Below are 22,638 nucleotides of genomic sequence, written 5' to 3'. Positions count from 1 at the left end.
GCGACCGCCGCGCCGAGCCTGGCGCCCGCGGTCGACCCGGCCGCGCTGCCCGGGCTGGACTCGAAGGTCGACTCGTTCCTGACCTCGCTGATGGAGGCCGCGCCGCGCTCCCCCGAGTTCGCACAGAAGGCCGGTGACGTCCGCAGCATGGGTGACGTGGACATCCGGCACGCCGCGGAGAGCTCGAACCGGCTGCTGCAGTCGCCGGTGAAGGCGTTGACCAGCGGTGGGCTGTCGGAGGGATCCACGGTCGGCAAGACGCTGCTGGAACTGCGCCGGACGGTCGAGAACCTGGACCCGAAGGAAGCGACGGGTGCGAAGAAACTGCTCGGGATGATCCCGTTCGGGGACAAGATCGAGGACTACTTCCGCAAGTACCAGAGCGCGCAGAGCCACCTCGAAGGCATCCTGCACTCGCTCCGCGACGGCCAGGACGAGCTCGGCAAGGACAACGCCGCGCTGAACATGGAGAAGCAGCAGCTCTGGGACGCGATGGGCCGGCTGAACCAGTACGTGTACGTCGCCGAGCGGCTGGATGCCCGGCTGTCCGCGACCATCGCGGAGCTGGAGGCGACCGATCCGGAGAAGGCCCGCGCACTGCGTGAGGACGTGCTGTTCTACGTCCGGCAGAAGCACCAGGACCTGCTCGTCCAGCTGGCCGTGTCGATCCAGAACTACCTGGCCATCGACATCGTGATCAAGAACAACATCGAGCTGATCAAGGGCGTCGACCGCGCCTCCACCACGACCGTCTCCGCACTCCGTACCGCGGTCATCGTGGCGCAGGCCCTCGGCAACCAGAAGCTGGTGCTGGACCAGATCACCGCGCTCAACACGACCACCAGCGGGATGATCGAGCGCACCTCGCAGATGCTCCGGGACAACTCGGTCGCGATCCAGCAGCAGGCCGCCTCGGCGACCATCGGGCTGCCCCAGCTGCAGGCGGCGTTCGCGAACATCTACGCCACGATGGACGCGATCGACACCTTCAAGGTGCAGGCGCTGGACAACATGGCCGCCACCATCGGCACGCTGGAGAACGAGGTGACCAAGTCCCGCAGCTACCTGGACCGGGTCGCCCAGCAGGACCAGCGGGTCGTCGCCGGCACCCTCGACCTCGGTCGCTAGAGCTTCCAGACAAGAGGATTGCATGGCATTGGGTGACTTCTTCGCGCGGCTGACCGGCCGCAAGGCGGAGCCCGAGCCTGCCCCGATCCCCCGCGCACCGAGCAACGACGATCTGCTGGCGGCGCTGGTCCGGGTCGAGCAACTGGTCGCCGACGGCGCGGTACCGGCCGTCGTCGCCTCCCGGGTCAACCGGGTCGTGCGGATCGTCCGGGAGACCATCCCGCGGCTCGGTAACCTCGGCGGCAGCGTCGAGGCCTACAACGTGATGGCGACCGCGACGGACTACCTGCCGGAGGCGATCGGTGGCTACCTCCGGCTCCCGCGGCACTGGGCGGACAGCCGGCCGGTCGACCGCGGCAAGACCTCGCTGATGATCCTGATCGACCAGTTGGACCTCTTGGGCGCAACGATGGACAAGGTGTTCGACGCGGTGAACCGGGCCGACGCGGCGGCGCTGATCGCTCATGGCCGGTTCCTGCAAGAGAAGTTCGGGACCGGTTCGACCGGTGGGAGTCTTGCCCTCGGCAACACGCCTTCCACGCCGGCACCCGACGTACTGCCGGGACCAGGACCACTAGAACCACCGCCAGGACGAGGAGGGGGATGACCAGCGTGGGGGGTACTTCACTGCAGGACGCGCTGTCGGCCCTGCTTTCTGTCGCTGCACGTGCTGGCGTGCCGGAAGAAGCTGCACGAGCAGAGGGCCTTTCACTCGCCGCTGCCTTGGCCGAGTCTGCTCCTGGCGCTCCGGCCGACTGGGCCGCCGTGACACCTGGCAGTGGCACACAGGAGTTCTTCGACGCCGCAGTGCGCGGCCGGAGATGGCGTGGCGCGCCTACCGCAGTACTGACTGATTTGATCGCGCAGGGCTCAGCAGAGAAAGTCCCGTACGCCGAGGCGCTGGCGGAGCTGGCCTCTGCGGCATGCAATCTCGGTGAGCCGACTATGCGCGTCGTGGGCAACGCCTCCGTCGCAGCAGCTGCCCAGCTTCAAGCCGCTGGTGCACGGCAGTTCCAGGTCGGCACCAGTCCGCTTGCCAAGCCGGCTGCGAGCACACCGGCGCCCGCAGTACAGGTAGAAGCCAAGGTCGAGACGGCGCCTGCTGAGCCAGAGCGGACAGTAGAAGAGCTGTTGGCCGAGCTGGACGAGCTGACTGGCCTAGCAAGCGTCAAGCGCGAGGTGCACCGACAGGTCGCCGTACTGCGGGTCGAGAAGCTCCGGGTCGAGGCAGGACTCAAGAGCCCGACCATCACCCGGCACCTGGTGTTCGTAGGCAACCCCGGCACCGGCAAGACGACTGTCGCCCGGCTGGTCAGCGGGATCTACAAGGCGCTCGGCCTGCTCTCCAAGGGCCAGCTGGTCGAGGTCGACCGCTCCGAGCTGGTCGCCGGCTATTTGGGGCAGACGGCAACGAAGACCGCCGAGGTGGTCGCGTCCGCGGCCGGTGGGGTGCTGTTCATCGACGAGGCGTACAGCCTGACCGCCGGTGAGCTGGGTGCGGACCAGTACGGGCGGGAAGCCGTCGACACGCTGGTCAAGGAGATGGAGGACCGGCGCGACGACCTGGTCGTCATCGTCGCCGGGTATCCCGAGCCGATGGAGGACTTCATCGCGGCGAACCCGGGCCTGGCCAGCCGGTTCCGGACCACGATCGCGTTCGAGGACTACACCGACGAGGAGCTGACCGGCATCCTGACCAGGCTGGCCGCGGCGGCCGACTACGAGCTGACGCCGAACGCGCTGGACCAGTTCAAGGTGATCCTGGCCTCGACGCCGCGGAACCGGTCGTTCGGCAACGGGCGGTTCGCCCGGAACACCCTCGAGGCCGCGATCGGCCGGCACGCCTGGCGACTCCGCGACGTGACGGCACCGACGACCGAACAACTGCGTCAGATCCTCCCTGAGGACCTGACCGATGAAGAACCGACCGAACCAGCCGAGCCCGAGCAGCCGGTCGAGCCCGAGCAAGAGGAGCAGGCGTGACACAGACAACGAGCGCGCCCCCAGCCACCTGGTCGCCGCCGGCTGCACAGCCGGCAGCCGGTACGCCGGCCGTCGCGCCGCGACGCACCACCCCACGCGGCGCGGTCCAGTCCTGGTTCGCCGGTACGCCGGGCCGCATGCGCACCATCCTCATCGTGTCGGCCGCGATCGCCGTGGTGTTCGGCCTGGCCGCGGCGCAAGGGTTCCGCGAGTCCGACGGCGCTCTGAAGCGGGCCGAGGCGAACACCGCCCAGCTGGTCCGGATCCAGGCGATCCACACCAGCCTGGTCAGCGCGAACGCCGACGCCACCAACGCCTTCCTGGTGGGTGGCCTCGAGCCGCCCGCGCAGCGCCAGCACTTCGTCGACTCGATGGCTCAGGCGGCGAAGCTGATCGCCGAGGCAGCCACCGCGCAGCCCGCCGACCAAGCGGTGCTCGGCCAGTTGAACACCACGCTGCTCACCTACCAGGGCCTGATCGAGCAGGCACGGGCGAACAACCGGCAGGGCCTGCCGATCGGTTCGCAGTACCTGAAGGACGCGAGTGCGACGCTGCAGGACGACTCACTGCCGTTGCTGGACCAGCTGGTCAAGTCCAACGAGGCCCGGGTCGACACGGAGTTCGACGGCATCAGCTACGGCAACTACTGGCTGATCATCGCCGGCCTCATCACGCTGGTAGTGCTCATCTACTCCCTGTACTGGCTGGCCAAGCGAACCCACCGCTACCTGAACGTGCCGATCGCAGCCGCGGCTGTGCTGGTGCTGCTGACCATGCTGGTCGGCGGAGCTTCGCTGGCGAGCGCAGGCAGTCATGCGAAGGACACCCGCAGCCACGCGTACGCCGACACGCTCGCGCTCTCGCGGGCCCGGATCGCGGCGTACGACGCCAAGTCCAACGAGAGCCTCACGCTGATCGCGCGCGGTTCGGGTGACGCGTTCCAGACGGCCTGGCAGCAGTCCGCGGCCGAGGTCGACAAGCAACTCGCGATCGTCGCTGGGACGACTCCTCAACTGCAGGCTCCTTGGGGTCAGTACAAGACCATCCACGGCACGATCCGCGACCTGGACAGCAAGCAGGGCAACTGGCAGAGCGCGGTGAACATGTCGATCGGCAACGCCTCGACGACCTTCGGTGCCTTCGACAAGGGATCCGCCGACAGCATCGGCGAGACCAGCAAGAAGGTCGGCAGTGAGCTGTCCGATGCCCGCAACGGCCTGCCACCGATCGGCTGGCTCGGACTGCCGATCGGCATCGTCGCCGCGCTACTCGTGGCCTGGGGCATGTCTCAGCGACTGGGGGAATACCGATGAAGAAGCAGCTGATCGCCGCCGGTATCGCGGCTGCCCTGTTGACCGTGGCCGCTTGCGGTTCGAGCACCTATGCGGCGACCCCGTTCCCGACGAAGCCGACGGAGGCGCCGGCCACGCCGGCCAAGCCCAAACCGCAGCCCAACTGTGGCAACCCGGTGGCGTCATTCGCTCCGGAAGGTCCACTCCCCTCACCTGACAACCTGCCGGCCGGTTCCTTCATGGAGACCATCAAGAAGCGTGGCCGGCTGATCGCCGGCGTCTCGGCCGACAGCCTGAACCTCGGTTCCCGCAACCCGATCACGGGTGCCATCGAGGGCTTCGACATCGACATGATCAACTACGTCGCCGCTGCGCTCGGCGTCGATGTCGAGCTGCGGGTCATCTCCAGCCCGCAGCGACTGCCGGTCATCATGAACAACTCGGTCGACATCGTCGCCCGCAACATGACCATCAACTGCGACCGGTGGAGCCAGATAGCCTTCTCTGCCGAGTACTACCACTCCGGCCAGAAGTCGCTGGTGCCACGCACCTCCGAGGTGAAGAGCCTGGGTGACCTGCCCAAGGGCACCACGATCTGCACCCCGACCGGCTCGACCAGCTACGCGAACCTGCGGGCGAGGTTCCCAGACCTCACGGCGATCACCGCTGACACCGACGGCGGCTGCCTGGCGCTCTTCCAGTCCGGCAAAGCCTTCGGCATCAGCGGCGACGACACCGTGCTGGCCGGCGACGCCGCGCAGGACCCGTACGCGCGGGTGATCCCGGGCGAGCAGTTCAGCCAGGAGCCGTACGGCCTCGGCATCTCGCTGCAGCACAAGGATTTCGTGCGTTTCGTCAACGGCGTACTCGAGCAGATCAAGAGTGACGGCCGCTGGAAGGCGTCGTACAACAAGTGGTTTGCGGCCGCGCTCGGACCGGCACCAGCACCGCCGAAGGCGGTTTACGGTCGATGACAGTTCGTACTCCGACGGCGGTCGCGCCGGCCCCGCCAGGGCGGATCGGCAGCAGCATCCCCGCGAAGGAGCTGCTGTCGTTCCTCGATGCCCTGGGGACCTGGCGGGACCGGCGGCGGGCCGAACTGGACGAGCTCGACCAGGCCGCCCTGCAGGCCGAGGACGCCGACGCGCTGAGCGGCGACGTGGTGCTGGCGATGGCGGTCTGGAAGGCGGTCTCGGACCGGTACGAGCTGATCCTGGTCACCTGGGACTCCGGCCGGGTCGGACCGACCGAGACCGAGCGGATCTCCACCCTGATCTGGGGCGGCCTGGACACCGGTGGCGCCAGCGGCTCGCTCGCGGTTTCGTTGCCTGAGGCATGCACTTTGTCGGATGCGCTCGCCGCCACGCTCCGGGCCAAGCTGGCGCTGGAGCCGGGCGACGCGGATCTGGCCGCGCGGCTGCGGCAGCTCCGGGCGACGGTGGAGCGGATCAGCGACCAGGTCAAGAACGAACCGGCGATCACCAGGAACGAAGCGATCGCGACCCATCACGACCTGGACCGCCGGGTCACCGATCTGACCGAGCGGGCCAAGCGCGGTGCGGATATCGGTGGGCTGATCGGCTCGCTCGAGATGGATGCCGCGCGCACCGAACGGGACCTGATCGTCGGCGGTGCCACCCGGCGGGAGCGTGCTGCCGACGTGGCTCGCGCCCGCGCGGTGCGGACCGAGCTGGAGGCGCAGGGCGTCGCAGTACGGGCTCTGGCCGATCGCTGTGTCGCTGCGGTCACCCCGGCGCCGCGCCTCGGCGTACCGGATGTCACTGCGCTCGGTCCGGTGCCGAACACTCCGGCTGAGCTGGAGAAGTACCTGACAAAGCTGGACGCAGTACGGCGTGCGCTCGGGCAGGCCCAGTCGGCGTACGGCGGCGCGCTGGAACGCCGGGACGAGCTGGCTGCCCGGCTGGACGCATACCAGGTGAAGGCTGGCAGCGTTGCCCGGACCAGCGGAACCACCGATGACCTTGCCGAGCTCTACCGGCGCGGCCACGACGTGATCGACACCGAACCAGTGGACCTGATCCGGCTCGGTGCACTCGTAGCGGCGTACCAGACCTATCTGGACACCAGTCTTGCCGCCGACCCGCACTCCGGTCGCGCCAAAGGAGGGACGACATGACGAACATCGCCTGCACCGAGCCGGGCTGCACCGGCTCGATCGTGGACGGCTACTGCGATGTCTGCGGAACACCTGCTTCCACATCTCCGAGTGCTGCGAGTGCTGCGACCGGTGCGCCGGCCACGGGTGCGTGTGCGCAACCTGGTTGCTCCGGCACGATCGTGGACGGCTACTGCGACGTCTGCGGTACGCCGGGAGGCTCAGCCGCAGCAGCGCACGAGCAGATCAGCTCGGTGTCGACAGTGTCGCGCGCCTCCAACCGCCTTGCCTCCACACCACTGGGCTCGGCTCGCGCGACCCAGGCCGGCTCGAAGCTGACCCGCAAGCTCGGTACTTCGTCCACCCGGCTGCGTGGAGCCCGACTGGGCGCCGGGCTGACCCACGTGCCGCCGATCCCGGCGATCGACGCCAGCAAGGCGATCCTGGCGAACCCGATGGTTCCCGAGGACCGCCGCAACTGCCCGAACTGCGGTAACGCGGTCGGCCGGTCCCGTGGCGACCAGCCGGGCCGCACCGAAGGCTTCTGCCCCAAGTGCCGCAGCCCGTTCTCCTTCTCGCCGAAGCTGAAGGCAGGCGACCTGGTCGGCGGCCAGTACGAGGTAGCCGGCGCCCTGGCGCACGGCGGCTTCGGCTGGATCTACATGGCCCGCGACCTGAACGTCCAGAAGCGCTGGGTGGTCCTCAAGGGTCTGCTGAACTCCGAGGACCCGGACGCCGTCGCGGCCGCGATCGCCGAGCAGCAGTTCCTGGCCCGGGTCGAGCACCCGCTGATCGTGGAGATCTACAACTTCGTCACCCACGAAGGCGCCGGCTACATCGTGATGGAGTACGTCGGCGGTACGTCGCTGAAGACCCTGCTCAAGCAGCGGATGGAGGCCAACGGCGGCCGGTACAACCCGCTGCCGATCGACCAGGCGATCGCCTACATGCTGGAGATCCTGCCGGCGTTCTCCTACCTGCACGACCTCGGCCTGGTCTACTGCGACTTCAAGCCGGACAACATCATCCAGGTCGGCGACGCGGTGAAGCTGATCGACCTCGGCGGCGTCCGCCGGATCGACGACATGGACTCGGCCATCTACGGCACGGTCGGCTACCAGGCCCCCGAAGTACCAGAGGTCGGTACGTCGGTCGCCTCGGACATCTTCACCCTCGGCCGCACGCTCACCGTGCTGGCGATGGAGTTCCGCGGCTACCAGTCGACGTACCTGTCCTCACTGCCTCCGGTCGCGGATGTCCCGCTCTTCCAGCAGCACGACTCCGTGTACCGGCTGCTACTGAAGGCCTGTGCGAAGGACCCGGCCGACCGCTTCGTATCGGCCGACGAGTTCCGCGTGCAGCTGCTCGGCGTACTGCGTGAGGTGGTCGCGTCGCAGCAGAAGGGCGGCGCTGCACAGCACTCGGCGTCGTCGCTCCTGTTCGGCAGCCCTGGCGACCTGTCGGCGAGTCTGGGCGAAGCCGCTCCCCCGTGGATGCGACTGCCTTCCCTGCTGCCGGACGAGACCGACAAGATGGCCGGCTGGCTCAAGACGGTCAGTGTTCCGGACCCGGCCGCGCGGCTGGAGCTGCTGGTCAACGCACCAGAGCAGTCGGCACAGGTGCTGCTGGAGATTGCTCTCGCCGCTCTGCAGTCCGGTCAGTTCGACATGGTCGACACTGCAGTCTCGGACTTGCTGGCGGAGGACCCGTGGGAGTGGCGCGCGGTCTGGATGTCCGGGCTGGTCGCTCTGGCACGTGACGATCACGCAGCTGCGCAGTCCGCTTTCAACGCGGTCTACGGCCAGGTGCCTGGTGAGCTGGCGCCCAAGCTGGCACTGGCGCTGGCCTGTGAACTCAGTGGCGAGTACGACGTGGCGGAGGGGCTCTACATCACCTGCGCCCGGACCGACGCCAACTACATCGCGCCGTCCGCCTTCGGGCTGGCCGCGATCCGCTCGTCCCGCAACGACCTCGACGGAGCCATCGCCGCGGTCGACCTGGTACCGCCGACCAGCGGCGCGTACATCCGGGCTCGCCGCCAGCGAGCCGGTCTGCTGGCAGGATCAGGGCGTGGACTCCCCGCCCTCGCGGAGGCCATGGGCAGTATCGAGGCGCTGACGATCGACCCGGCCGACCGGGCTCAGTTGTCGGCGAACGTGTTCCGGACCGCCTTGACCGAGGTACTCGGCAGTGGCCCGCAGCCCGGCGTACACATCGCCGGACGGGCCGCCACCGAACCGGAACTGCGGGACGGCTTGGAGGCGGCCTACCGTGAGCTGGCTGGGCAAGCGCCCAGCCGGGAGGAACGGATCGCCCTGGTCGACCAGGCCAACGAGGTTCGAGGATGGACATTGCGATGACGTCAACGACCGGCACGACGAGTACGGCCTGTCCGAGCTGCGGCGGGCCGATCTCCGACGCCGACCGGTACTGCGAGGCCTGTGGCGCCGAGCTGAATCCTGCTGCCGCGCCGGCCACGGCCGCGATCGACACCGACACCGAGCCGACGATCGAGCTGAACCCCTCGGCGGCCGCGGTGGCCGGTCCCTGTCGCTCCTGCGGAGGCAAGATCGGCCCCGACCAGTACTGCGAGACCTGTGGCACCAAGGCGACCAAGCCGCGCGATCACTTCAGTGAGCAGCCGGCACCCTGGGTTGCGGCCGTCTGCGATCGGGGGATCCGGCACAGTCGCAACGAGGACGCAGTAGCGATCTCTGCTGACCCGGAGCCGGGCAGTAGGGCGCAGCTGGTGGTTTGCGACGGGGTGAGCTCGTCGCTGGACTCCGATGTGGCCAGCCTTGCCGCTGCGCGGGCCGCTCGCGAAGTACTGGCTGCCGGTCATGCGCAGGGCATCGGGACCGAGTCGTCACGGATCAGTGCCGTCGTGGCGCGCTTGAAGGCCGCAGCGGATGCAGCTAGCGACGCAGTGCTGGCCAACACCAGTCCGGACAGCCCCAACCCGGCTTCCTGCACCTTCGTTGCTGCTGTGGTGGAAGGCGATCTGGTGGTAGCCGGTGTAGTCGGCGACAGCCGCGCGTACTGGTTGCCGGACAACGCAGAAGCAGTCGGGCTCACCGTGGACGACTCCTGGGCAGCAGAGCTCATCGCTACCGGCGTACCGCGGCAGCAGGCCGAGACCGGACCGCAGGCGCATGCCATCACCCGCTGGCTGGGCAAGGATGCTCCGGACCACACGCCCCGGACGACGACCCTCAAGGTCGACGGCCCGGGCTGGCTGCTGGTCTGCTCCGACGGCCTGTGGAACTACTGCTCCGAGGCGGCACCACTGGCCGACCTCGTACGTCAGACCGCTGCCGCCAACAATGGCGAGCCACTGGCCACCTCGTCCGCTCTGGTCGACTGGGCGAACGCCCAGGGCGGCCAGGACAACATCACCGTCGCACTGGCTCGCCTGTGATCGCCCGCCAGCACTGTAGAAAGGACGCCTGAGATGGCCGAGTTCTCCGCCACCGTGTACCAGAACGAGTTCCTGCCCGACGGCGGCACCGACGTGCACGCGATCGTGACGGTGACCTGCACCGGCGCGGGCGCGGCCGGCCAGTCGGGCAGCGGTGATGCCGGCGAGATCATCATCGTCGACACCTCCGGCTCGATGGGTGCCGACGGCATCCGGGCCGCCGTGCACGCCGCGCAGACCGCGATCGACCAGATCCTCGACGGGGTCTGGTTCGCGGTCATCTCCGGCAACGACCGGGCCCAGCTCGCCTTCCCGCCGTCACCCGAACCGGTGATGGTGAAGATGGACCAGTTCACCCGGCAGGCCGCCAAGGACGCGGTCGCCCGCTTCTACGCCGACGGCGGTACGGCGATGGGCACCTGGCTGCGGCTGGCCGCCCGGGTCTTCGCGACCGTCCCGTCGCTGTCGCAGAAGCACGCGATCCTGCTCACCGACGGCGAGAACCAGCACGAGACGCCCGAGGTGCTCTCGGCAACGATCCAGGCCGTCACCGGTCAGTTCCAGTGCGACTGCCGCGGTGTCGGCGTGAACTGGCAGGTCGCCGAGGTCCGCCGGATCGCCACCGCGTTGCTCGGCACGGTCGACATCATCCCGGCGCCGGACCAGTTGGCGGCCGAGTTCTCCCGGCTGATCCAGCAGGCGATGAGCAAGGGCGTTGCCGGTGCTGACATGCGGGTCTGGGCTCCTCAGGGCGCACAGGTGCTGTTCGTGCGCCAGGTGGCTCCGACGGTCGACGACCTGACTGCCCGGCGTACGGAGGTGAACGCTTTGACGAGCGCCTACCCGACCGGCTCGTGGGGCGACGAGTCTCGCGACTACCACGTCGCGATTCGCCTTGCAGCGAAGGGAATCGGGCAGGAGCAGCTCGCGGCCCGGGTGCAGCTGGCGATCGGCGACCAGGTCGTCGCGCAAGGTCTGGTGAAGGCGCTGTGGTCCAACGACGAGGCGCTCACCACCCGGATCAGCCCGGAGGTCGCGCACTACACCGGCCAGACCGAGCTCGCCGACGCGATCCAGGAAGGTTTGGCCGCGAAGGCTGCCGGAGACACTGCAACGGCGACCACCAAGCTCGGCCGCGCGGTCCAGCTCGCCGCCCAGACCGGCAACGAGGAAGCCACCTCGCGGCTGCGCAAGGTGGTCGAGATCGACGACCAGGAGACCGGCACCGTGCGACTCAAGCGCAGCGTCGAGAAGGCGGACGAGATGGCGCTCGACACGGCGTCCACCAAGACCACCAGGGTGAAGAAATGAGCTCAGTCACGTGTCCGAGTGGACACCCGTCCGTCTCCACCGACTACTGCGACGTCTGCGGCCTCCCGATCGGCGCCGCGGCCACCCCGGCTGCGGCATCGGTGCCCACGCCTGCTGTCGCTGCACCGGCACCGGCCACGCAGGCGTGCCCGAACTGTTCCGAGCCGGCCGCACCTGATGCCTTGTTCTGCGAGAACTGCGGCTACGACTTCACCACCGGCACCATGCCGCGGCCGGCCTCACCACTGGACCTCGGTACGCCGCCCCCGGTCCCACCCGCGCCGCAGGAGGTCGCCGACTGGGTGGTGGAACGCTGGGTCGACCCCGACTGGTACGCCGTACAGCAAAGCGACGACCCGTGCCCGTCCCCCGGGCTCCCGGTAGTCATCCCGATCACCGCCAAGAGCGTGCTGATCGGCCGGCCTTCGAAGAGCCGCGGCATCACTCCCGAGATCGACTGCGGCGACGACACCGGCGTCAGCCGCCGCCAGGCCCAGCTCACCACCGACGGCCAGCGCTGGTGGGTCGAAGACCTCCAGTCCTCCAACGGCACCTTCGTAGGCCAGGCCTCCGACCCCCTCCCCGACGACCCCATCCCGCCAGGCCAACGCCGAGAACTCACCGGCGACGACCGGGTCTACGTAGGCGCCTGGACCCGCCTGGTAGTCCGCAAATCCACCCCCGAAGAACAAGCAGGCCAGGCCTAGAACTGGGCCGGCCGCTGGCGCGATGTTCGGCCGATACCGCGAATTGATCCCGCCAGCGGCCGAAAACGCCGTCAGCCGCGAGGTTTGGTGAGGTACTTGGTTAGCCAGGTGGAGACTGTTTGGTACCAGAGGCGGGCGTTGGCGGGTTTGAGGATCCAGTGGCCTTCGTCGGGGAAGGAGAGGTAGGCGGACTCGACGCCGGCGAGTTGGAGTTCGGTCCAGAGCTGGAGGGTCTGGTTGATCGGGACTCGTTGATCGCGGCTGCCGTCGGTGACGAGGATCGGGGTGGTGATGCGGTCGAGGAAGCGGCGGGGTGAGCGTTCGGCGTACCGGGCGGGGAACTGTTCCTGCGGACCCCATTCGGCGCGGAAGTAGCCGGGCATGTCGCTGCTGGCCCAGAAGTCCTCCGCGTTCCAGACGCCGGCCATGGAGACGAGGCACTTGAAGCGGTCGGTCTGGCCGGCGATCCAGTTGATCATGTAGCCGCCGAAGGATGCTCCCATCGCGGCGGTGCGCTCGGCGTCGATCTCGGATCGGGCCGCGACCGCATCGGTGATCGCCATCAGGTCTTCGTAGACCACCTCGGCCCAGCGGTCCCACGCCCGTTCGATCATCTGCTGGCCGTAGCCGACCGAGAGAGCAGGATCGGGCAGCAGTACGGCGTATCCCTTGGCCGCCATCACCCATGGGTTCCATCGCCAGCTCCAACCGCCCCAGGAACTCAGTGGGCCGCCGTGGACCCACAGCAGCAGGGGCGCAGGCTCATCGGAACGCGGCAATACGAGCCAAGCCTCGACGGTCGTGCCGTCGGCGACTGTGGTCTGGACGCGTTTCAGGGTGCCAGGCAGTCCTGCTCCCTCGGGAAGCAGTCGCGTGACGTCGCCAGTGGCGAGATCGATCCGCACCGGATGCGGCGGCGCGTCGTACCCGGCCTGGATCGCGTACAGCGACGAACCGTCCGGTGCCACCTGCAAAGCACTGAAGGAGCCTTCGCTTACCTGGCTGACCTCGCCAGTCGCCAGCTCGAGCCTGAAGATCGGATGCCGGCCGTGATGGAAGGCACCGAAGAAGATGGCCTGATCGTCGGCGCTGAAGGTCGCCAGCTCCGGCCAGACATCGGGAGTGACCAGGTCGCGACTCTCCCCGGTCTCGAGGTCAACCAGCAGCAGCGAGACCGTGGGCAACCTGTCGTGCGCCTGGTCGTGCCAACGAGTGCTGACGGCGTACCGGCCGTTGTGCGACACAGCCGGTTCGGAGAATCCGGCGCCCTCGACGTCGGCCAGGACTCGCCGCTTGCCCGTCTCGACGTCGATGGCGACGAGCGTCGGCCGGTTCCAGCCGACCCGGCTGACCTCCCACTTGGCGATCACGGTCTTCCCGTCCGGCGTGACCACGAATTCGGTGTCATCGAGAGCGCGACCGGGCGTCGGCGTGAGGTCGAGCCCGTCGACGAGCTGGAGCCGGACCTCGTCGGGTCCGAGTTCGCTGTCCCAGAGCCGCACCGGCGAGGAGGTGTGCAGGATGCCGCTGACCCCGGCGTCCTTGCGCTCCTTGCGAAGTTTCTCGTCCTCGGCCGCATCCGTCGCGTCGGGCATGACGCTGGTGGCGACGACAACGGTGCCCGCAACGGCGGCTACGCGGACAGCCGAGATACCTCCCGGCGTACTGGCGATCTTCTCGGCCTCACCGTTGACCGGGAGGCGCCAGAGCGCGGGGATGTCCTCGTTCGAGCGACTGGAAACGAACAGCAGTGAGCCGTCCGGCGCGAACACCGGCTGGCTCTCGCCCTCGTCCGACCGGGTCAGCCTCCGCGGCTCGCCGGCGCCCGATGGGTCGAGCTCCCAGAGCGCACTGACCAGCTTCGCCTTCTCCTCGTCGTACTCCGCGATCGCGGCCACCAACCGGCTGCCGTCGAGCGAGAGGGCGAGGGCGTTGACCCGCGGAACAGCCAGGAAGTCGTCAAAACTCGAATAGTCCACGGCCGACCGTAACCCGGGATCAGGCCATCAGCTGTTCATCCAGGCAGTGGCCGGACGGAAGCAGAGCCACTCGATGACGACGGATCCGAGCACGATCGGGATGGCCCAGGTCCAGGGGTGATCCGGGAGGTTCACCACCAGGAACGCGGTCCACAAGGCGATCCAGCCGCCGCCGTAGCCACGCAGCACGCCGCGGTACCAGAGTCCGCCGGCCTCCTCCGCCGCGCGCTGGCCGAAGTACACGAAGAGGTACGTCGCGACGGCGATCGGCCAGAAGACCCAGAGCTTGGCCCAGTCGTACGGGACCATCACCAGCGCCGTCAGGCAGACCAGCGCGACGGCCCAGTGATAGGTCTCGCCGGCCCAGTTCAGACGTCGGCGGCGGAGGGCGAGGACGATCGCCAGCGGCCCGAACACGAGCGCGACGATGGAGGAGGCAACATGCAGAAGCAGAGCGATGTCACGCATCGCCGGCCCCCTTGCGCCCCTGACCTGTTCGGCCAGAGCTTTCTGACATGTCAGGGAAGCATAGGGGTCCGAGCGGCTGCCGTCTGTACCTCGGATCAGGCGATCGGGTAGCTGGCCACCATCCGTACGGCGTGGTTGCGGTATCCCTGCCGCTCGAAGCTGGCCGCCATCGGCCTGTTCGTCAGATCCGTATCGGCTCTGATCCGGTCGGCACCGGCCTCCACCAGCAGATGGGTGATCTCGGCCAGCAAGTCGTCGCTGTACCCGTGACCGCGCTGCTCCGGGACCACGCCGAGATAACCGACGACGGGTCCACCGTTGTTGGCCGAAGGCATGGCGAAGCCGACCAACTTGTCGTCGGCGTCATACGCCAGCCGCCACCAGGCGCGGTCGCCCGGCATCGACTTGTAGATCGCGAGTTCTTCCCGCGCGGTGCCCTCGACGCCGATCCGGGCGACATCGCGTGCGGTCGACGCGTCGAGGCTGCCCTCGATCACCCGGATGAACGCGTCGACGAATGCCTCGTCGTCGGCCGGCTCGAAGCGCAACCGGGTCGACCGAGGCGGCAACCCGTCGGACGGCGTCCATTCGTACCGCAGTCGCTCGGTCAGCCCGGACAGCCCGGCCGCCGCGGCCGCTTCGAGTCGCGGCTCCAGCTCGGCGACGATCTCCGGCTTCTCCCGCCAGCCGTTGGGCAGGAAGATGTGGTACTCCGGTTGCGCGGCCTCAGCGGGAAAGGTCGCCAGCGCAGCCCGGATCAGCTCGGTCCAGACGGCGACCCGGTCAACTTCCGGTACGGCGTACAGGCCATCGATGCTGAACGGGCGCTCCTGCTCCTCCATCCCCCACCAGATGGCCGCCCCGATGATCCTGCCGTCGACCTCGGCGACCCAGATCCAGTCGTAGCGGTAGGCCCCGGACGCCAGGTACTCGTCGAAGCGCGGCCTGGTGACGGTGTTGATCGACTGCTCTGCAATCAGCGCGTGAATGGTGTCGAGGTCAGCCTCAACGGCGGTACGAATCTTCAAATCTCCTCCATGCGGCGGACCCTAGGTCGCACATGAGGTCATAGTCCACCGAGTATTTTCGAGCCAACGCGAAGCGGTCCCAGCCTTTCGGCTGGGACCGCTTCTTTGTCTAGCTAGGACTTCAGGGGATCAGAAGTCCATGCCGCCCATGTCGGGGGCGCCGCCAGCGGCGGCACCGGCCTTCTCGGGCTTGTCGGCGATGACTGCCTCGGTGGTGAGGAACAGCGCCGCGATCGAGGCTGCGTTCTGCAGCGCCGACCGGGTGACCTTGGCCGGGTCGATGATGCCGGTCTTGATCAGGTCCACGTACTCACCGGTCGCGGCGTTCAGACCGTGACCCGGCTCGAGGTTGCGAACCTTCTCCACCACGACGCCACCCTCGAGGCCGGCGTTCACGGCGATCTGCTTCAACGGTGCCTCGACCGCGGACCGCACGATGGCGGCACCGGTGGCCTCGTCACCCTCGAGCTCCAGCTTCTCGAACGCGATCACCGACGCCTGCAGCAGCGCGACGCCACCACCCGCGACGATGCCCTCCTCGACGGCCGCCTTCGCGTTGCGAACGGCGTCCTCGATGCGGTGCTTGCGCTCCTTCAGCTCGACCTCGGTGGCCGCGCCGACCTTGATCACCGCAACGCCACCGGCCAGCTTGGCCAGCCGCTCCTGCAGCTTCTCGCGGTCGTAGTCGGAGTCCGACTTCTCGATCTCGGCGCGGATCTGGTTCACCCGGCCGGAGATCTGGTCGGCGTCACCGGTGCCTTCGACGATGGTCGTCTCGTCCTTGGTGACGACGATCTTGCGGGCCTGGCCGAGCAGCTCCAGGTCCACGGAGTCCAGCTTGAGGCCGACCTCCTCGGAGATCACCTCGCCGCCGGTGAGGACGGCGATGTCGACGAGCATGGCCTTGCGGCGGTCACCGAAGCCCGGCGCCTTGACGGCGACGGTCTTGAAGGTGCCCTTGATCTTGTTCACGACCAGGGTCGCCAGGGCCTCGCCCTCGATGTCCTCGGCGATGATGGCCAGCGGCTTGCCGGTCTGCATCACCTTCTCCAGCACCGGGACCAGGTCCTTGATGCTGGAGATCTTGCTGTTCACGATCAGGATGTACGGGTCGTCGAGGACCGCTTCCATCCGCTCGGTGTCCGTCACGAAGTACGGCGAGATGTAACCCTTGTCGAAGCGCATGCCCTCGGTGAGCTCGAGCTCCAGACCGAAGGTGTTGCTCTCCTCGACGGTGATGACACCTTCCTTGCCGACCTTGTCCATCGCCTCGGCGATGATCTGGCCGACCTGGGTGTCCGCGGCGGAGATCGAGGCGGTGGCCGCGATCTGCTCCCGCGTCTCGACCGGCTTCGCCAGGGCCAGCAGCTGCTCGCTGACAGCCTCGACAGCCTTCTCGATGCCCTTCTTCAGGCCCATCGGGTTGGCGCCGGCGGCGACGTTGCGCAGACCCTCGCGCACGAGCGCCTGGGCCAGCACGGTCGCCGTGGTCGTTCCGTCACCAGCGACGTCATCCGTCTTCTTGGCAACTTCCTTGACGAGCTCGGCCCCGATCTTCTCGTACGGGTCCTCGAGCTCGATCTCCTTGGCGATGGAGACACCGTCGTTGGTGATCGTGGGGGCGCCCCACTTCTTCTCCAGGACGACGTTGCGGCCCTTGGGGCCAAGCGTCACCTTGACGGCATCGGCGAGGGTGTTCATACCCCGCTCGAGGCCGCGGCGCGCCTCTTCATTGAAAGAAATCAGCTTGGGCATTCTCCGCGAGTCCTCCCGCGTCGAGTTTTTTGTTCAGCCGGCCGGATGCCCGCGACGGACGGTGCTTTCGGTGCGGCGGTCACGTCCCGCCACCTCTCCGGCACCTCATCGAGGCCGTCTATGGTCACACCGTCCGGGCGGCGAGCAGTTATCACTCTCGCCCTTCGAGTGCTAACCAAGTATTAGCACTCGACCCAACCGAGTGCAAGCCAGCCCTCCCCCGCACGCCTCACCTGACGCCCGCCCTCGCGTCCCGGCGCACTCCGCCCCTCGGGTTACCTTGGCGAGGTGAGTCTCGACGTGCGCCCCGCCACTGCGGACCGGTGGGACGACGTGCTCCAGGTGATGGGCGAGCGCGGCGACCCCTCGCGGTGCTTCTGCCAGTACTTCCGCCTCCGCGGCAAGCAGTGGTCCGATGCCTCCACCACTTCCCACCGCGACGCCCTCCGCTCCCAGGTCGAGCAGGGCCCGCCACCCGGCGTACTGGCGACCGACAGCTCCGGTAGGCCGGTCGGCTGGTGCGCCGTCGCGCCACGGTCGGCCTACCCGCGGGTGCTCGCCTCACCGAACTGGCGAGGCGGCGACCCCGACGCCTGGGTGGTCACGTGCTTCGTCGTACCGGTCGGCCACCGCCGCCAAGGCATCGCCGGCGGACTCCTGACCGGCGCGATCGACTTCGCTCGCAGCCAGGGCGCCACCACCCTCCAAGCCTGTGCCGTAGACACCGCCCAGACCGGCAAGACCCCATCGGCCGACCTCTACCGAGGCCCAATCTCCGTCTACCTCGACGCCGGCTTCACCGAACTCTCCCGTACGTCGCCGTCCTGGGTCCTGGTCAGCCGCCAGCTCTAGACCTTGGCGACGAACTTGATCTCGATGAGCTGCTCAGGGAACGCCAGCCGGGTCACACCGACCAGCGTGCTGGCGACTTGCGGATCCTCCCGGCCGTAGGCGTCCTTCCGCACGGGACCGGCCGCCGCGAAGGCCGCGTCGATGTCCAGGACATACAGCACCTCCTCGACCACGTCGTCGAGCGAGGCGCCGAACCGGGCGAGCACCTCGGCCGTGTTCGCGTAGGTCTGCCGCATCTGGTCGGCCATCGCGGCGAAGTCCGTCACCACACCCGCCGCGTCGACCGGCGCGGGCGCCAACAGCTCACTGCCCTTGTTGGCCAACTGCCCGGACACATAGATCGTGTCTCCGTGCTGGACGGCCTGCACATACCCGTACGCCGACTCCCACGGCACCCCGAAGTTCTCAACCCGTCGCTCGGCCATCCACGCTCCTCCGAAAAATGAAGATTGAACTACCTGTGCCACGCTAGATCCGTACGCCGAGCACCCACCAGCAGCTCCCATGCCAAAACCACCACGAATCGTGCCTAGGCGAGGAGGACGGAATGACCGATCAGCCAATGACGGTGGCGATCCTGGCGGTGCCGGGTGTGATTCCGCTCGACTTCGGGATTCCGGCGCACATCTTCGGCAACCACGGTGGTTACCGGGTGATCGTGTGCGGTGACGGTTCGGCGGGATCGCGGCGGACCGGCCGTTGTCCGACGTGGCGGCCGCCGAGCTCCTCGTAGTACCGGGGTATGAAGAGCCGGAGATCGCCCTGCCCGCGCTTTATCTCGAGGCGATCCGGGCGAGTGCGGACCGGGGTGCGCGGTTGGTCGGCATCTGCACCGGGACCTTCGCGCTCGCGGCGGCCGGCGTGCTCGACGGGCGGGACGCGACGACCCATTGGCGGTACATCGCTCAGTTACGGCAGGCGCATCCGGCAGTGAACGTCCTCGAGAACAGGTTGTTCGTCGAGGACGCCAAGTTCCTCACGTCCGCGGGTGGCGGCGCCGGGATCGACGCCTGCCTGCACGTGATCCGTTCAGACTTCGGTGCTGCTGCCGCGCACGACGCCGGCAAGGAGGTCATCGCCGCGTCGGTACGTGGTGGTGGGCAGCGGCAGTACGTCGATGTGTTGACGCCGCCCCGGTCGGATCTGTCGGCGACTCGTTCCTGGGCGATGGAAAACCTTGGCGAAGCACTGAATTTGCAGCGATTGGCAGCGCACGCCAATCTGCCGCGCCGGACGTTCATCCGCCATTTCGAGAGCGAGACCGGGATGCCGCCGATGCAGTGGGTGACGCTGCAGCGCGTCCTGAGCGCCCGCCGCCTGCTGGAGACCTCCGACTGGTCGATCGAACGAATCGCCGCCACCACCGGCTTCGGCAGCGCCACCAACTTCCGCACCCACTTCCGCCGCGAAGTAGGCACCACCCCCACCACCTACCGCCGTACAACTCCCACCCCTGACCCCTGACAACCGCGCGTACGGCGTACTGGTTGGCTGAAGCCCGGCACGTGGGAGTCAGCTCGCGCCTCGGACCTACCGAGGGCTGAGGCAGGGTAGTGGCGCCAGTTTGCGCGGGTGGGGCGTGTCGACCGACATGAGGTGTCGCCCGAAAACAGGTTCCTCGCGGGCAGCGTGAGCGCGGCGGGTCAAGCGCCAACTGGACACCTCATGTCCGTCGGCACGCCGGTTGGGCGTAGACGAAAGTTGTCAGGGGCGGGGGTGGAGGTGGGGGCAGGGGTCGGGTCAGGGGTGGGTGGGGTCGGATCCCGATGTGGGAGTGGGGTGTGCGGGGGCAGAGTTGGGGACATGACGAACTCCAGTGCACCTTTCTCGAATCTGTCCGGCAAGGTTCTTCGCCGCTCGCGTAACCAGCGCATGCTGTCCGGTGTTTCCGGCGGCCTTGCGGAGTACCTCAACATCGACGCGACCCTGGTTCGCCTGGGCATCGTCGGACTCACCCTGATCACCGGCGGTACCGCGCTGATCGGCTATGTCATCGCGTGGATCGTGATGCCGGAGGCCGACGGCAAGGCGGTCTGGCAGAACGTTCAGCAGAACGTGAACCAGCCGACCCCCGAGGCGGACATCGCCGCCCGCATCTACGACGACAAGCCGCCGGCCGCATGACCCCGGCCGCCCGGGCCACCCTGGTCCGGCGCCGGCGCCGGCGGGCGCTTCTGCTGCTGAAGCTCCGCACCCAACGCCGGCAGCACGGTGACAGTCCTCCTCGGTAGGCCCCGACGACCTGCCACCGTGCTGCCGCACCCCTCTACTGACACACTCCCCAGGTGCAGACCGAAGCCGGGGTGTCGCGTTGTCCGCAGTGCTCCCAACAGATCCCTGTAGATCCACGGTTCGTGACGTGGTGCGACAAGTGCGACTGGAACGTCGACCCGACGCCTCGTGACCACCCCCAATCGGCCCGGCGCCTCAAGCTCGAGCATCGTCTCGCGGAGACGCTTTATCGTGAGCTGGAGACCGGCGCGGTACACCGAGCGGGCTGGGATGCAGCCCGCCTCACGGCCTACCTGTTATCAGGACTGCTTCTCCTCCTGCCGCTGACAGCTCTAGTCGGCGGCATTGCTCTACTGCTCTTCTATAGACCGCTCTGGCTCAGCATCATCATCGCCGTACTCGCCTTCTGTCTGGTGTTCTTGTTCCGCCCGCGCGCCAGCCGGCTGAGCGGCGAGGACGCCCAGCTGGTCCACCGCGCCGACGCCCCCAGCCTGTACGGCGTACTGGATCGCATCGCCGACGGCATCGGCACCCAGCGGGTGCACCTGGTCGCGGTGACCTCCGCCCCGACCGTCTGGTTCACCCGGATCGGCTGGCGGTTCCGGCCCGTCCTCGGGATCGGCCTGCCGGCCTGGATCACCCTGGGACCCCAGGAACGGGTCGCTGCCCTCGCGCACGAACTCGGCCACGGCAAGCACGGCGACGCCCGGCACGGCTTCGTCGTCGGCGCGGCAGAGACGATCCTGGCCGAGATCCAGGCGACCTTCAGCACCCAGCCGCTGGACGGCATCCGCCGGGACGTCGGCGCTGCTTGGACCATGGACCCCACCGTCGGCATCCTGACCAGGATCCTCAACACCACGATCGGCGCCCTCGCGCGCGGCTACGGGTGGCTGCTGACCATGGCAGCGCTCCGCAGCAGCCAGCGAGCCGAGTATCTGGCCGACCGCAAGGCGGGCGAGATCGCCGGCTCCGCAACGGCTGCGACCATGCTCGAGCGGACCTTGCTGTTCGAGACCTCCTACTTCGCGCTCGAGCGGACCCTGCGCTTCGCCCCGGAGGTGGAGCCGGTTGCGGCCGTCCGGCAGGAGCTCTCCGCGATCCCGGCACGCGAGGTGGAGCGCCGGGTCCGGGCCAGCCGGATCCGGGAGACCCGGACCGACTCGAGTCACCCGCCGACGTACCTGAGGACACGGCTGATCCGGACGAGGCCGGCCACGACCGCGCACGTCGTACTGGGTATCGACGAGAACCGCGCGATCGATCGTGAGCTGGCAGGAGCGACCGCAGCGGCTCTGAAGCAGCTGCGGCACGCCGTCCAGACCTAGACCTTGAGGGTGGTTCTGGCGGTTGCGGCTACTGCTATGTCGGGGTGGTCGGCGAAGACGCCGTCGATGCCGGTGGTGGCGAAGCGGGCGAGTTCGCCGGCGAGGTCGAGGCCGGTCGGGGTGAAGCGGCGTTCGGCGCGGAAGGTCCAGACCTGGACGGCGAGGCCGGCGCGGTGTGCCTGGTCCACCAGTCTGGTGGGCTCGCCCAGAGAGCCGTCGGCGGTTCTGGGGATCACCAGGTCCTTGTGCGGCGCCAGGATCTGCGCGTACGTCGAGATCTCGCGCAGGCCGGCCGGTTCGATCAGGTCCAGGAAGGTCCGGGCGTCGCCGGTCCGGAGGAAGTCGTTCGGCGCGTTCTCGGAATCGACCAGCTGGACCAGCGGCACGCTCGTCATCACCGAGAGGCGACGGAGGCTGGTCGGCTCGAACGACTGGACCATCGCCTCGCCCTTGTGCAGCCCGAGGGCGGACAGCCGCTCTGCGAGCAGCTCCTCCAGCGGCAGCCCGAGGCGCCGGAAGTACGCCGGGTGCTTGATCTCCGGGATCACCCCGATCGGGCGGCCGAGCCGGGCGGACTCCTGCCGGGCCAGCGCGACGACCTCGTCGAAGGTCGGGATCTGCTCACGACCGTCGTACGCCGTGTTGGCCGCCCGCAGCCCGGGCATCCGCTCCTTCGCGCGGAGCATGCAAAGCTCGGCGTAGGTGAAGTCTTCGACGAACCAGCCGGTGACGGCGGTCCCGTCGACGATCTTGGTGATCCGCCGGTCCGCGAACACCGCGTGATCCGCGATGTCCGTCGTACCGGAGATCTCGTTCTCGTGCCGGGCCACCAGGACGCCGTCGAGCGTGGCGACCAGGTCGGGCTCCAGGTAGTCGGCCCCCAGCGCCGCCGCCAGGCGGTATGCGGAAGGTGTGTGTTCCGGACGGTAGCCACTCGCTCCACGATGCGCGATCACCAGCATGAAATCAGGACAGGCGGTGCAGATGGCGCCCCGGGAACTCGTTGCCCAACGCAAGATGAAGTCAGCAGGTACTGCGTAG

The 22,638-nt window shown here is 68.3% G+C and carries 21 protein-coding genes; 15 read left to right on the top strand and 6 right to left on the bottom strand.

The features are described 5' to 3' along the window. The 10 genes from ABZ004_RS39120 to ABZ004_RS39075 form a co-directional block, all read left to right on the top strand. Window positions 1-1,128, top strand: a 1,128-nt coding sequence (locus ABZ004_RS39120) for a toxic anion resistance protein (protein WP_355687152.1), incomplete at its 5' end; no start/stop codon positions are given. 22 nt (window positions 1,129-1,150) lie between these two features. Further along, window positions 1,151-1,735, top strand: coding sequence for a hypothetical protein (locus tag ABZ004_RS39115; protein WP_355687150.1), 585 nt, complete (start codon window positions 1,151-1,153; stop codon window positions 1,733-1,735). Continuing rightward, window positions 1,732-3,111 (top strand): AAA family ATPase, encoded by a 1,380-nt coding sequence (locus ABZ004_RS39110; protein ID WP_355687149.1) that lies wholly within the window; start codon window positions 1,732-1,734, stop codon window positions 3,109-3,111. The genes ABZ004_RS39115 and ABZ004_RS39110 overlap by 4 nt, the downstream gene beginning before the upstream one ends. Next, window positions 3,108-4,424: a hypothetical protein gene (locus ABZ004_RS39105; RefSeq protein WP_355687147.1), complete on the top strand. Its 1,317-nt coding sequence runs from the start codon at window positions 3,108-3,110 to the stop codon at window positions 4,422-4,424. Before ABZ004_RS39110 ends, ABZ004_RS39105 begins: the two co-directional genes overlap by 4 nt. Further along, a complete protein-coding gene (locus ABZ004_RS39100) occupies window positions 4,421-5,377 on the top strand; it encodes a glutamate ABC transporter substrate-binding protein (protein WP_355687145.1) in 957 nt (318 codons plus the stop codon). The genes ABZ004_RS39105 and ABZ004_RS39100 overlap by 4 nt, the downstream gene beginning before the upstream one ends. Continuing rightward, window positions 5,374-6,540 carry a hypothetical protein gene (locus tag ABZ004_RS39095; RefSeq protein ID WP_355687143.1) on the top strand — a complete coding sequence of 389 codons (1,167 nt, stop codon included), beginning with the start codon at window positions 5,374-5,376 and terminating at the stop codon, window positions 6,538-6,540. The genes ABZ004_RS39100 and ABZ004_RS39095 overlap by 4 nt, the downstream gene beginning before the upstream one ends. Beyond that, complete coding sequence (locus tag ABZ004_RS39090) at window positions 6,537-8,879, top strand: tetratricopeptide repeat protein (RefSeq protein ID WP_355687142.1); 2,343 nt, start codon at window positions 6,537-6,539, stop codon at window positions 8,877-8,879. The genes ABZ004_RS39095 and ABZ004_RS39090 overlap by 4 nt, the downstream gene beginning before the upstream one ends. After that, the gene (locus ABZ004_RS39085) at window positions 8,876-9,937 is read left to right on the top strand and encodes a PP2C family serine/threonine-protein phosphatase (RefSeq protein WP_355687140.1); all 1,062 of its coding nucleotides are present in this window, start codon (window positions 8,876-8,878) and stop codon (window positions 9,935-9,937) included. The genes ABZ004_RS39090 and ABZ004_RS39085 overlap by 4 nt, the downstream gene beginning before the upstream one ends. A gap of 33 nt (window positions 9,938-9,970) precedes the next feature. Next, the gene (locus ABZ004_RS39080) at window positions 9,971-11,248 is read left to right on the top strand and encodes a VWA domain-containing protein (RefSeq protein WP_355687139.1); all 1,278 of its coding nucleotides are present in this window, start codon (window positions 9,971-9,973) and stop codon (window positions 11,246-11,248) included. Then, window positions 11,245-11,955: an FHA domain-containing protein gene (locus ABZ004_RS39075; RefSeq protein ID WP_355687137.1), complete on the top strand. Its 711-nt coding sequence runs from the start codon at window positions 11,245-11,247 to the stop codon at window positions 11,953-11,955. Before ABZ004_RS39080 ends, ABZ004_RS39075 begins: the two co-directional genes overlap by 4 nt. Before the next feature lie 71 nt (window positions 11,956-12,026). Here ABZ004_RS39075 and ABZ004_RS39070 read toward each other — a convergent pair whose 3' ends face one another. From ABZ004_RS39070 to groL, 4 genes are all read right to left on the bottom strand, one after another. Continuing rightward, on the bottom strand, window positions 12,027-13,934 hold the full coding sequence (locus ABZ004_RS39070; RefSeq protein WP_355687135.1) for a S9 family peptidase: 1,908 nt from the start codon (window positions 13,932-13,934) through the stop codon (window positions 12,027-12,029). Window positions 13,935-13,961: 27 nt separating this feature from the next. Further along, a complete protein-coding gene (locus ABZ004_RS39065; RefSeq protein ID WP_355687133.1) occupies window positions 13,962-14,402 on the bottom strand; it encodes a hypothetical protein in 441 nt (146 codons plus the stop codon). A 95-nt stretch (window positions 14,403-14,497) separates the two neighbouring features. Then, the gene (locus tag ABZ004_RS39060) at window positions 14,498-15,430 is read right to left on the bottom strand and encodes a GNAT family N-acetyltransferase (protein WP_355687131.1); all 933 of its coding nucleotides are present in this window, start codon (window positions 15,428-15,430) and stop codon (window positions 14,498-14,500) included. A 129-nt stretch (window positions 15,431-15,559) separates the two neighbouring features. Continuing rightward, window positions 15,560-17,185 (bottom strand): chaperonin GroEL, encoded by a 1,626-nt coding sequence (gene groL / locus ABZ004_RS39055; RefSeq protein ID WP_355687129.1) that lies wholly within the window; start codon window positions 17,183-17,185, stop codon window positions 15,560-15,562. 288 nt (window positions 17,186-17,473) lie between these two features. Between groL and ABZ004_RS39050 the strand changes: the two genes are divergently transcribed. After that, window positions 17,474-18,037 carry a GNAT family N-acetyltransferase gene (locus tag ABZ004_RS39050; RefSeq protein WP_355687127.1) on the top strand — a complete coding sequence of 188 codons (564 nt, stop codon included), beginning with the start codon at window positions 17,474-17,476 and terminating at the stop codon, window positions 18,035-18,037. Here ABZ004_RS39050 and ABZ004_RS39045 read toward each other — a convergent pair. Next, entirely contained in the window at window positions 18,034-18,462 is a 429-nt protein-coding gene (locus ABZ004_RS39045; protein WP_355687125.1) for a Rid family hydrolase, read from the bottom strand. The genes ABZ004_RS39050 and ABZ004_RS39045 overlap by 4 nt on opposite strands. Window positions 18,463-18,584: 122 nt before the next feature. Between ABZ004_RS39045 and ABZ004_RS39040 the strand changes: the two genes are divergently transcribed. The 4 genes from ABZ004_RS39040 (at window position 18,585) to ABZ004_RS39025 (ending at window position 21,597) form a co-directional block, all read left to right on the top strand. Beyond that, the gene (locus tag ABZ004_RS39040) at window positions 18,585-18,770 is read left to right on the top strand and encodes a hypothetical protein (protein WP_355687124.1); all 186 of its coding nucleotides are present in this window, start codon (window positions 18,585-18,587) and stop codon (window positions 18,768-18,770) included. Next, window positions 18,746-19,501: a helix-turn-helix domain-containing protein gene (locus ABZ004_RS39035; protein ID WP_355687154.1), complete on the top strand. Its 756-nt coding sequence runs from the start codon at window positions 18,746-18,748 to the stop codon at window positions 19,499-19,501. Before ABZ004_RS39040 ends, ABZ004_RS39035 begins: the two co-directional genes overlap by 25 nt. 339 nt (window positions 19,502-19,840) lie before the next feature. Then, window positions 19,841-20,161, top strand: coding sequence for a PspC domain-containing protein (locus ABZ004_RS39030; protein ID WP_355687122.1), 321 nt, complete (start codon window positions 19,841-19,843; stop codon window positions 20,159-20,161). Window positions 20,162-20,391: 230 nt separating this feature from the next. Next, entirely contained in the window at window positions 20,392-21,597 is a 1,206-nt protein-coding gene (locus ABZ004_RS39025; protein WP_355687120.1) for a M48 family metallopeptidase, read from the top strand. Here ABZ004_RS39025 and ABZ004_RS39020 read toward each other — a convergent pair. Continuing rightward, window positions 21,594-22,559 (bottom strand): glycerophosphodiester phosphodiesterase family protein, encoded by a 966-nt coding sequence (locus ABZ004_RS39020; RefSeq protein ID WP_355687119.1) that lies wholly within the window; start codon window positions 22,557-22,559, stop codon window positions 21,594-21,596. The two genes, ABZ004_RS39025 and ABZ004_RS39020, sit on opposite strands and share 4 nt — an antisense overlap. Window positions 22,560-22,638 lie beyond the last annotated feature (79 nt).

This window comes from Kribbella sp. NPDC006257 (genome assembly GCF_040613535.1).
GTDB lineage: Bacteria > Actinomycetota > Actinomycetes > Propionibacteriales > Kribbellaceae > Kribbella.
Note: the sequence above shows the minus strand (reverse complement) of the source record. Positions and strands in the feature narration are given on the sequence as shown.

Bases quoted from the DNA above. Each gene is read 5' to 3' on its own strand.
- ABZ004_RS39115 (WP_355687150.1), top strand. From the start codon at position 1,151: ATGGCATTGGGTGACTTCTTCGCGCGGCTGACCGGCCGCAAGGCGGAG.
- ABZ004_RS39110 (WP_355687149.1), top strand. From the start codon at position 1,732: ATGACCAGCGTGGGGGGTACTTCACTGCAGGACGCGCTGTCGGCCCTG.
- ABZ004_RS39100 (WP_355687145.1), top strand. From the start codon at position 4,421: ATGAAGAAGCAGCTGATCGCCGCCGGTATCGCGGCTGCCCTGTTGACC.
- ABZ004_RS39095 (WP_355687143.1), top strand. From the start codon at position 5,374: ATGACAGTTCGTACTCCGACGGCGGTCGCGCCGGCCCCGCCAGGGCGG.
- ABZ004_RS39090 (WP_355687142.1), top strand. From the start codon at position 6,537: ATGACGAACATCGCCTGCACCGAGCCGGGCTGCACCGGCTCGATCGTG.
- ABZ004_RS39085 (WP_355687140.1), top strand. From the start codon at position 8,876: ATGACGTCAACGACCGGCACGACGAGTACGGCCTGTCCGAGCTGCGGC.
- ABZ004_RS39080 (WP_355687139.1), top strand. From the start codon at position 9,971: ATGGCCGAGTTCTCCGCCACCGTGTACCAGAACGAGTTCCTGCCCGAC.
- ABZ004_RS39075 (WP_355687137.1), top strand. From the start codon at position 11,245: ATGAGCTCAGTCACGTGTCCGAGTGGACACCCGTCCGTCTCCACCGAC.
- ABZ004_RS39065 (WP_355687133.1), bottom strand. From the start codon at position 14,402: ATGCGTGACATCGCTCTGCTTCTGCATGTTGCCTCCTCCATCGTCGCG.
- groL (WP_355687129.1), bottom strand. From the start codon at position 17,185: ATGCCCAAGCTGATTTCTTTCAATGAAGAGGCGCGCCGCGGCCTCGAG.
- ABZ004_RS39045 (WP_355687125.1), bottom strand. From the start codon at position 18,462: ATGGCCGAGCGACGGGTTGAGAACTTCGGGGTGCCGTGGGAGTCGGCG.
- ABZ004_RS39040 (WP_355687124.1), top strand. From the start codon at position 18,585: ATGACCGATCAGCCAATGACGGTGGCGATCCTGGCGGTGCCGGGTGTG.
- ABZ004_RS39030 (WP_355687122.1), top strand. From the start codon at position 19,841: ATGACGAACTCCAGTGCACCTTTCTCGAATCTGTCCGGCAAGGTTCTT.
- ABZ004_RS39020 (WP_355687119.1), bottom strand. From the start codon at position 22,559: ATGCTGGTGATCGCGCATCGTGGAGCGAGTGGCTACCGTCCGGAACAC.